The 9,359-nt window shown below is 44.4% G+C and carries 9 protein-coding genes; 5 read left to right on the forward strand and 4 right to left on the reverse strand.

Annotated elements, in window-relative coordinates; genetic code table 11:
• Window positions 1-2: 2 nt before the first annotated feature.
• Together J7J01_01965 and J7J01_01970 are read right to left on the reverse strand one after the other, a co-directional pair.
• The gene (locus tag J7J01_01965) at window positions 3-1,379 is read right to left on the reverse strand and encodes an AAA family ATPase (GenBank protein MCD6209658.1); all 1,377 of its coding nucleotides are present in this window, start codon (window positions 1,377-1,379) and stop codon (window positions 3-5) included.
• Window positions 1,380-1,421: 42 nt separating this feature from the next.
• Window positions 1,422-1,772, reverse strand: coding sequence for a hypothetical protein (locus J7J01_01970; GenBank protein MCD6209659.1), 351 nt, complete (start codon window positions 1,770-1,772; stop codon window positions 1,422-1,424).
• 202 nt (window positions 1,773-1,974) lie between these two features.
• Between J7J01_01970 and J7J01_01975 the strand changes: the two genes are divergently transcribed.
• Window positions 1,975-2,964 carry a potassium channel protein gene (locus tag J7J01_01975; GenBank protein MCD6209660.1) on the forward strand — a complete coding sequence of 330 codons (990 nt, stop codon included), beginning with the start codon at window positions 1,975-1,977 and terminating at the stop codon, window positions 2,962-2,964.
• Between the two features lie 11 nt (window positions 2,965-2,975).
• Here J7J01_01975 and J7J01_01980 read toward each other — a convergent pair whose 3' ends face one another.
• Window positions 2,976-4,142 (reverse strand): ATP-grasp domain-containing protein, encoded by a 1,167-nt coding sequence (locus tag J7J01_01980; protein ID MCD6209661.1) that lies wholly within the window; start codon window positions 4,140-4,142, stop codon window positions 2,976-2,978.
• Window positions 4,143-4,193: 51 nt separating this feature from the next.
• On the opposite strand from J7J01_01980, the gene J7J01_01985 reads away from it, so the two are divergent.
• Window positions 4,194-6,092 carry an AAA family ATPase gene (locus J7J01_01985; protein MCD6209662.1) on the forward strand — a complete coding sequence of 633 codons (1,899 nt, stop codon included), beginning with the start codon at window positions 4,194-4,196 and terminating at the stop codon, window positions 6,090-6,092.
• Between the two features lie 17 nt (window positions 6,093-6,109).
• Here the strand turns inward: J7J01_01985 and J7J01_01990 are convergent, their stop codons facing one another.
• Window positions 6,110-6,895, reverse strand: a complete 786-nt coding sequence (locus tag J7J01_01990; GenBank protein MCD6209663.1) for a uroporphyrinogen-III synthase — start codon at window positions 6,893-6,895, stop codon at window positions 6,110-6,112.
• A gap of 79 nt (window positions 6,896-6,974) precedes the next feature.
• Here J7J01_01990 and J7J01_01995 point away from each other — a divergent pair, with 79 nt between their 5' ends.
• From J7J01_01995 to J7J01_02005, 3 genes are all read left to right on the forward strand, one after another.
• A complete protein-coding gene (locus J7J01_01995; GenBank protein MCD6209664.1) occupies window positions 6,975-7,688 on the forward strand; it encodes a hypothetical protein in 714 nt (237 codons plus the stop codon).
• Window positions 7,672-8,025 (forward strand): hypothetical protein, encoded by a 354-nt coding sequence (locus J7J01_02000; protein MCD6209665.1) that lies wholly within the window; start codon window positions 7,672-7,674, stop codon window positions 8,023-8,025. The genes J7J01_01995 and J7J01_02000 overlap by 17 nt, the downstream gene beginning before the upstream one ends.
• Window positions 8,026-8,232: 207 nt before the next feature.
• Window positions 8,233-9,147, forward strand: a complete 915-nt coding sequence (locus J7J01_02005; GenBank protein MCD6209666.1) for a Gfo/Idh/MocA family oxidoreductase — start codon at window positions 8,233-8,235, stop codon at window positions 9,145-9,147.
• Window positions 9,148-9,359: the final 212 nt, after the last annotated feature.

A 9,359-nucleotide genomic window follows, 5' to 3' on the forward strand; every position in this document is an offset into this window, starting at 1 on the left:
GTTCACAGGAATGGTGTGAGCTTTAGCTGGTGATATTCTCCGCCAGCATTAGAAGATAGTGGGGAGATGTTATAAAGGATTGTATAGGGCTTAATTCCGTAGAGATTGATCGTACCTGAAATTGGTATAAAGCGGAGATGGATATCTGCCATCTCGCGTATCTCGTTCTTCAACTTTGCCGATGGTCTCAAAATACCTATCAGAAGATCGTCTTTCGTTCTCACCCAGGATACTATCTCGGATAGCATCCTTCTAATCTCCTCTCCTGTATGTATATCCAGCATTGATAGCCCCATAACATGCAATACAGGCTTCTTCAGCTCTTCATAGACCTCAAGATGGTTTTGCAAATATGCTTCCAAGATGCTGCTCAGGGTATCAACCTTGAATAGAGAAGGGTCTTCACTTTCCTTCTCTGAGATGGTTGGCATGCGCAGGTTCTTAGCCAGTATATCCGCATCGAGATAATCCGTGAGAAGTTGTTTCACAGAAGATGAGTAAGAACCCTCCTCTGGCATATATATAACCCCGAGGTCGTTCAGCATGAAATTGGCGATGGTGTGGAAGAGAACCGGTCGGTAACTCTGACTTATACAATCATCAGCGATCTCAAGAAGGACAAAGCTGCCCTTGGGATAACCTCCTATTATCATATCCAAATCTTTTATCCCTGTGGAATAGCTATCTTTGTCATTTCTTTTTATTAACCTGTGTCTGCCACTGCCCAGCTCGGTGGCAGGGGTAACGAAGCGAGTGAATCTCCCGGCTTCAAGAGTAAATGGATAGCTGGTATGGGGTACCAGAAACCCTCTCAGCTTGTCTATAAACAACCTCCTCACTGTTCTTCCCTCTATCTCCTCCTTATCCAATCTCACAATGCCGTCAACGAGATAATCCAGTTTCCTATCACCGGAATATTCAGTGATGAGGAGGAGTCGAGTTTTTGTCTTTCGTGCGATGTCAAGCATAGAGTTCTCCAGCTTTTCGGTACCCTCCTGGTTCTCCTTTCCTATCTGAAAGGAGACAGCATCCCAGCTGTCTATTATCAGAATAGTAACATCCTCCTCAGCCACGAGACTGTAAACAGCCCTTAAGAAGCCCATGGTGTCTTCATAGAGTACCTGGAATTCCGCTTCCGAGAATTCTGACTGTGTGGCATCAATGATGTTCCTGGGTGGTACGCGGCTCTCTAAGCCAGGGAACTGCCTGTATAGCACTGCCGGGTCTATTCTGGTGGAGATGTAGACCCCTTTGGTATCTTCCTGGCACAATTGTTCGAGTAAAGTAATGGCATAGGTGGTCTTGCCAGTACCCGGTGCACCTTTGAGCAGGATTGTATAGCTCTCCATTGATTTCAATGCATTTTCTACTTCATCCATTATATTATAGTCTCCCTTTTTATTATCGATGATGGGAAGGAGTCAGACTTTATAGCCCATTCTCCTGTATGCCTCTTTGGACCTCTTTTCTATTATCTCCTCTATACTCTTACTCTCCTTTATACTCTTCACCGTGCTGATAAAGTCAAATAGTGCCTTTGCATATGGGCTGTTCTCATTGGCTTTGATCACCGTGGACTTTCCTATGTCTATCTCTCTCAATATACCGGCGTCCACAAGGTCGGTTATAACCTTCCTGACGGTGACATGACTCACATTGAGGGTATTAGCGAGTCCGGTGATGTTATTGAAGTAGCCATTGTTATTGTAAAAAAGGAGGATGACCTTGAGGTGGATGCTGTTTTTACCGAATATCTTCTTTAATATGTCCATCTTTGACTTATTTTATTGTGAAGTTTGTATTATATTTGTTTCTATAATATAAAAAATATTTCAAATATAGAGAATGAAATTTTCATATATTGTAAAATATTTTTAATTGTTACTTATAGGTTTCTGACAGTATGGATGAATCCAGCTATTAGAGCTGATATCGGAAACAATAAATAGTGGATTAAACATATTAAATAGGGATATGGAGCCAATAAGACATGTATTGGTTGCTCTTTTCCTATTGCTCCTTGTTGTTATAGCGGGCATAGCAGGTTTCATGTATCTGGAAGGGCTCTCTCTTTTCGATTCCCTCTATATGACTGTTGTTACTATTACCACCGTTGGATATGGGGATATAACACCAGGAACTTTCTATGGGCGTATATTCACTACGGGCTTGATTGTTTCGGGTGTTGGTATAACCTTATATGTGCTGGTAGAGATGATGGGATTGGTAGTGGAGGGTAGATTGAGTGAAGCTTTTGGCATTGTCAAGGTGAAGAGGAGTGTGGCGAAGATGAAGAACCACATGATTATCTGCGGTGGAGGGCGTACTGGAAGTGTGATAGTAGAAGAATTCAAGGCAGAGGGGATAGAGTTCGTGGTGATTGAGCATGACCCGGAAGTGGTGAAAGAGTTGAAGAAGCAGGGGATACCGGTGGTGGAGGGTGATGCGACACGGGATGATGTGCTGATAGAAGCGGGTGTGGAACGCGCTTCCGGGCTGGTCTCCACACTGCCTTCGGATTGCAGTAACCTGTTGCTCTGTATAACAGCGAAAGGCATCAACAAAGAGATGGATATAGTGACGAGAGCGAGTTCACAGGAAGCTGCCAGGCGGTTATACAGCATAGGAGTGAAGAAGGCGGTGATAGTGGAGGCAATAGGAGGCAGGAGATTGGCGAAGAGCCTGATAAAGCCAGCGGTTGTTGATTTTCTGGAGTTTGCATCGAAGACCGGGGAGACATCCTTAGAGACACTGAAGGTAGAGCCCGGTGCGAAGATAGCGAACAAGAAGGTGAAGGAATTGGGGATAAAGGAGAAGATAGGTGCGATAATAATTGCGATTATAAGGGGAGAGAAGGTGATATCTAATGTAGGACCGGAGGATGAGATTCTGGAAGGTGATACAGTGGTGGTGATAGGGAAGAGGGAATCACTATCCAGGCTCGAGGGTACGGATTTCTTCTAATGATCACACAATCACTTCGGGGAGGGCAAAGAGCTAACACCCGATTTAAGTAGTGCGAGGTTCTCCATAGCAGCGGCGACTGCTGTTGCTCTCTTATCGCCGACGCCTATACAGGATGCTATTGGCTGTCCTGACCTGATAACCGTGCCTTTCGCGGGAATATCGGCGATACCGCCATCGAAGTCTCTCTTTACAACCGTATCCCGTTCGGCATAAAGAATGAGCTTTACTGCATACCTGTGCGTGATGATCCTTTCGGGTAGTAGGCTCTTTCTGACCGCTTTTATGGCGCCATCAACGAGATTCAGCCCGGTAGAGAGTTCTACGGTGTCGAGACTGCCCTGAAAGCGGGGATTAACCTCTATCAGGAATGGTTGATGGTCATCAGCGGAGATGACGAAATCGAACCCGTTAGAACCTTTCAATCCGAATTCGAGCGTTAAGAACTCGGCAATCTCGCACATCTGCTCTGCCAATCGTGATACAGGATGAAATGGGGTGATGTTACCGCAATAGGAGAATGAGCCGGGTGCGTGTAGCGAGTCCAGACCTATTAACTGCTCATTTACTGCTACGGATACAACCTCCTTCCCCGTTGATAGTGTAGAGACCGAGGCATGCCTGCCCCTGATATATTCCTGACATATAAAATCACGATTTGCAAATCGAGTTAGTTCCTTATCATTCCAGCAGAGTTTGTTCATGGTACCGCCACCGCCGTAAATCGGCTTCACCACCACCGGATATCGCAGTTTTAGTTTCAGTCTCCCTTCTTTCAGCTCCTCAACAGTGCGTATGCATGAGCATGTATAAGGATGAGGAACGTTCAGGTCATCAAGCCGGGTAGCCAGCCAGGCTTTATTCGATACCCTCTTAACCGTCTCAATGGGATTACCCCATATTTTCTCCATGTCGCGTTTCTCGAATAAAAAATTGGCATTCTCCATGCCTGAGCCAAGGATAATGCCATCCATAGCACCAATCTCGCGGTAGAGATTCGAGAGTGGCTCTAAAGCTATGTAGCGCTTAGCACATCGCCTTGTATCCACATCACCGAATGCATCGGCGGCGTACATCTCGTAACCCGCCCGGAAACCTGAGCAAACGATATGCCTGACCGAATATCCCACTGCCAGTACCTTCTCTCTATTCCTATTCTCTCTATTTTCATCCATCATTAAATCGTATTTTAATTATTTTATGCCAGCCTATATTTTTGATTCATAGAAATGTCCGGGAGGATCTGGCTGAAGGAGATTATACTGGAGAATTTTATGTCGTATGAATATGCGAGGATACCCCTCAAGCCCGGACTGAATTTGATCTCCGGACCCAATGGCGCAGGTAAATCGTCCATATTACTGGCGATTTCAGTAGCTCTGGGGCAGATATATACAGAAAGAAGCAGACGATTGCGGGATCTGATAAGACGTGGTGAGGAGATAGCGCGAATAACGCTCGTCTTTGATAACAGTATCAGGGATGGGAGGAGGCCAATCAGGTTCTCTGACGCTGATACCTTCATGCTCTCGCGATACCTGCGCAGGGATGGGAATTACTGGTGGGAGGCAGAGTATAAACGAGTGAGCTACGAAGAGGTTAGCAGATTATTCAAGGAGTTTGGACTCGACCCGAACAACATGCTGATAATAATGCATCAGAATACGATGGAGCAATTCAGCCTGACAACGCCGCAGGAGAAGTTGAAGCTCTTAGAAGATGCTGTTGGCTTCAGTACATACAGGGAGAAGGTGATAGAGGCAAAGAAGCGGCTGGAAAGTATCATCAGTGAGGATGAGTCCATCTCAGCACTGTTAGGGAAAGCGGAAGAGAGCCTGGGCTACTGGAAGGAGATGCATGATAAGTATTTACAGCGCAAGGAGCTATCAGCGAGGGTGGAATGGCTGAAGCGAGAAGCGATATGGGCGCGGATATTAAAACATGAGGCGGCGTTGAAGGCACTTCAGGACCGACTGAGAACGAAGGAATCTGCGCTCGATGCGAATTTTAAGGAGACGGAACGGACGGAAGAGAGCATAAAGAACTGGCGTGATAAGCTCGATGCATGGAAGACGAGCATGAAGGAGGCATTTTACCAGCTCCTGCACCTTGAGAAGGAAGCCACGAGCATTGAGGACCTGATTACACATCTGCAGGAGATAGAGGTGATATTTGGTGAGTTGGACAGGTATGAGGAAGTGGAGCAGCAGCGGATGCGGGAGAAAGAAGCAGAACGCAGATTGGAGCAGTTAAAAGAGGAGATAATAAGAGCACAGAGTGAACTCGGTGCACTTGAGCGGAGAATGGAGTTGAATATCGAGACATATATCAGCTATTGTGTAAAGGCTGAGGTTCTGAAGATCAAACGTGAGCTGCTGGAGGGAGATATAAAAGAGATTAAAGGCGAGATTGAGAAGGTGAAACGTAAACTACTGGATATGGCACCGTTACGGAAGAAAGCGGGTGTGAGGATAGAGACGGAGCGTAAGCAGAGCGAGATAGAGCATGAGATCGAGCTGATAGCAACGAAGATAGAGGCTCTGGGTAAGATACCTGAGGAGACGGAGGAGATATACACATCTTATGGTAAATTGTATGAGGAATTGAAGGCGAAGGCGGAGATACTGGAAGCGAACAAACGCGAAAGCTTGAAGGAACTGGATTCGAGGACACGTGTCTGGCGAGAGGCGGTGTCTGGGCTACTTGACTCCGTGAATCGCTCATTTCAGGAGATCATGTCATGTATAGGTGCAACAGGTTTAGCGCGACTGGTGAATGCAGATGATATAGAGAATGCAGGACTGGAGCTCTATGTGGGCTTTCGTGGCTCGCAGCCTGTCCTGTTTGATTACTACACGCAGAGCGGAGGAGAGAAGACCACTTCGATAATGGCTTTTCTGCTTGCTATACAGCAACTGATACGGTCACCTTTCAGGGCGGTGGATGAGTTTGATATACACATGGACCCGAGGAATCGTGAAGCGATATATAAAAGGATGGTCACAACGATGAAGGATGCAGAATGCTTACTGATAACTCCAGGTCAGCTTACAGTGAGCGATCCGGGTGTGCACATAATAGTGGTGCAGAAGGCGTATGGCAGATCGGAGATAAGGGAAGTGAGGTAAGATAAATAAGCTACATCCTACCTGTATCTGATAGCTTTGGCAATAGACCCGAGGAGCTGCTCGAAGGTGCTCTTCTTCGCTACTATATCCACCTTTATCCCTGATTCTGCTATTGTTTCTGCAGTTAAATCGCCAATAGCGGCAATCTTTGCACTTCTCAACAGCGCAGATACGTCATCACGCACATCAAACTTCGATGCGAGCTCAAGGAACATCTTAAATGTCAATGAGCTTGTGAAGATGATATAATCAGGCTGATAATTAATGAGTTCAATGAGTAGTTTCCTCTCCGATTCAGAAGTTATTATCTGTGGTTCATAGACTGCTATATCAGTTACATGCGCGCCGTTAGCCTGAAGGAACTCGATGATGTGTTTATTGGAAGCGGCGCTACGCAGGAATATAATTTTAGCACCTGCTTCTGCATGCGCTGCCAGTAGCTTCATAAGCCCTCTTGTACTGTATTCCTCAGGCATTAGGGAGACATGAACACCATATCTGTGAAGTTCACCACGTGTTACCGGACCGATAGCGCATACCTCAACGCTGGCGAGCTTTTCGCTCAGGTTGAATTTCCCATGTTCCGCAATGTTGAACGATTTTCGCACACCATTCAGGCTGGTGAAGACCACGATGTCCACAGAATCGTCAAAAGCGCTCCTCAATTCTCCCAGTGCCTCTCTCCGCTCAACCAATTGAAATACCGGGAAGCCGAAGAAATCAAAGTTGTACTTCGCTGCTTCCTCCTTCGATCGTGCAATGAGATTCTCAGGTCGAAAAGCGGCTATTTTTAGCGCAGTCATCTTATATCTTATTTTACAATAATTTGTAAAGAGTTATAGTTATAATTATATCCTAACCTTACTTACAAACTTTTCGAAAATGTTTAACATTAACATTAACAGGTATGTTGTTGTAAATGGCGATTTGAAGTCTTCGAGAAGGCTGAAGTACAGAGCAGAAGTACAGGAAGAATTAAAAACCGCTTTGAGAATGGTCAACAGAAGATTTGAAGAAGAGATACTCGCGAAATTTATGGTTGTGGGCGGGGATAGTTTTCAAGGGATGCTCTCCTCACCGAAATATCTCTTCGATATTTATTATGCGTTTTTTGAAAACATCGGTCATCAGTTCTATCTGGGAATTGGTGTTGGCGATATATCTACGAGTTTAAGCGAAAATGTTGGTGAGATAGACGGTGAGGCGTTTCATAAAGCATCTGAAGCGTTAGAACGTGCGAAGAAAGAGAGCATGTGGATTGTATTCAAAAGTGGGTGGGAACTTGACACGATTATTACGTATTTAATGAACTTCATGGCAGATATAATGTGGAGCTGGACAAAGAGGCAGAAGGAGATTATCATGTATTTCAGGGAGCATGGGGAGAATAGAGAGGCGGTTATATCGGCGTCTAATAATTTTGGCGTTGGGGAAAGGAGCATATATAAGACATTGAGAACCGGGAAATATCGTTTATGTAGAGACGCAGAAAAGGCGTTGTTGGATTTTCTCAACCGAGAATGGTTCAAATTGAGGATTGAACCAGAAACAGTTGATAGAAACAGGGCGGTTGATAAAAATGATTTACACCTTTGAAATCGCTATCGTCGTTTTTGCATATCTTGTTGTTATTATAGGTGGGTATCTCATCAGATTGATGCTCAGGAGATACGAAAAGGAAGTAGAAACCAGCGGCTTAAGGGGTGCGGGAATGGTTATAGGGATAGTCGAAAGGATTATGGTTTTAACCTTTGTGTTGGTTGATCAATACACGGCGATAACGGTTATTTTTGCCGCCAAATCTATTGCAAGGTTCAATGAATTGAAGGACAGGAAAATGGCTGAGTACTATTTAATCGGGACACTTTCAAGCATAACCTTCGCATTACTTGCAGGTATCGTAGTCAGAGCGTTTTTGGTGGGTAAGGTATGAATGTTTCGTGAAGTTGGACCCGCTGTAAGAGGTGCAGGAGGTGCAGGCGTCAAAAGATTTGTGAAGAAAAAGAATAGATACCAATATTTATTAGATGGAACTGAGACATGAGCATGGAGGGATAATAATTGAAAACTAAATTTATAACACTACCTTTCTTTTAATTTTAAGAAAGCTTGACCAAACTTGACTAAAGGAGCGAATAAAATGAAAGTCGGCGTTATTGGCACGGGAACTATGGGTAAAAACCATGTCAGAATATATTCAGAGCTTAAGGAGGTTGAGGCAGTCTATGCTTTCGACGTTGATAGACAGAAGACGAAAATATTGAAGGGATACGATGTCACTGTTTGCAATACCCAGGAAGAGCTTTTGAGACGGGTGGATGCAGTGAGCATCTGTGTTCCAACGAGATATCATCTTGAGGTTGCCAAGAGCGCGATCAAAGAGGATGTTCACTGTTTAATAGAAAAGCCGATTACTATAACAGTGGCAGAGGGTGAGGAATTACTAAATTTATTGAAATCCAGAAGTTTAATTGTTGGCGTAGGACATATAGAGCGGTTTAATCCTATTGTACGGGAGATTGTGCGGATAATAAGGAATCCACTATACGTTGAGATAAGCAGGCACAATCCCGCATCCGCGAGAATAACGGATAGTTCTATCGTAGAAGATTTGATGATACATGACATTGATATTGTATTCAACGTTTTATTTGGAGGCGAGTACGAACTTCATGCTGCGGGAAACAACGACCTGTGTACCGCCTTGATTGAGTTTGGGAGTTCTATTGTGTCATTGTCGGCGAGTAGGAAATCGTCTAAAAAGATAAGAACGATATATATCGAAGAGGATGAATTCACGATTGAGGGCGATTTCATGAATCAAGAGATATATTTGTACAGGAAACCCGGAAAGTATGGGATCGAGGACGAGCGATATACGCAGGAGAACATTATAGAAAAAGTCCTGGTGAACAAGGTAGAGCCATTAAGGGATGAATTAAAGACTTTTATCAGGTGCGTGAGAAATGACGAGGAGTTCACCATTACGCCCTTGCAAGCGTTGAAGAATTTGAGAATATGTGAAGAGATAAAAAGAATAAATGGCTTAACTTGACTTTGTCAAATTACTTCGCATTTCATCTTCGTATGTGCGTATTATCCAGCTTATTCCTCCTTTTGTCTTGGTTTGATTTAGCATGAAAAAGAAGATGACGTGGGGTAACAGTTGCCTTCACTTTTGCATTGTCATGTCCCTAAGTAGTTTATACAGACTCTCATCCATAATTGGTGCAATACATCCGCTCATACTCACGACCGAGCAATGCA

This window comes from Methanophagales archaeon, assembly GCA_021159465.1.
Classification (GTDB): Archaea; Halobacteriota; Syntropharchaeia; order Alkanophagales; family Methanospirareceae; genus G60ANME1.

Excerpts from the sequence above, each read along its gene's own strand:
- J7J01_02000 (MCD6209665.1), top strand. The coding sequence starts at position 7,672 with ATGATTTACACCTTTGAAATCGCTATCGTCGTTTTTGCATATCTTGTT.
- J7J01_01995 (MCD6209664.1), top strand. The coding sequence starts at position 6,975 with ATGTTTAACATTAACATTAACAGGTATGTTGTTGTAAATGGCGATTTG.
- J7J01_02005 (MCD6209666.1), top strand. The coding sequence starts at position 8,233 with ATGAAAGTCGGCGTTATTGGCACGGGAACTATGGGTAAAAACCATGTC.
- J7J01_01970 (MCD6209659.1), bottom strand. The coding sequence starts at position 1,772 with ATGGACATATTAAAGAAGATATTCGGTAAAAACAGCATCCACCTCAAG.
- J7J01_01965 (MCD6209658.1), bottom strand. The coding sequence starts at position 1,379 with ATGGATGAAGTAGAAAATGCATTGAAATCAATGGAGAGCTATACAATC.
- J7J01_01975 (MCD6209660.1), top strand. The coding sequence starts at position 1,975 with ATGGAGCCAATAAGACATGTATTGGTTGCTCTTTTCCTATTGCTCCTT.
- J7J01_01980 (MCD6209661.1), bottom strand. The coding sequence starts at position 4,142 with ATGATGGATGAAAATAGAGAGAATAGGAATAGAGAGAAGGTACTGGCA.
- J7J01_01990 (MCD6209663.1), bottom strand. The coding sequence starts at position 6,895 with ATGACTGCGCTAAAAATAGCCGCTTTTCGACCTGAGAATCTCATTGCA.
- J7J01_01985 (MCD6209662.1), top strand. The coding sequence starts at position 4,194 with ATGTCCGGGAGGATCTGGCTGAAGGAGATTATACTGGAGAATTTTATG.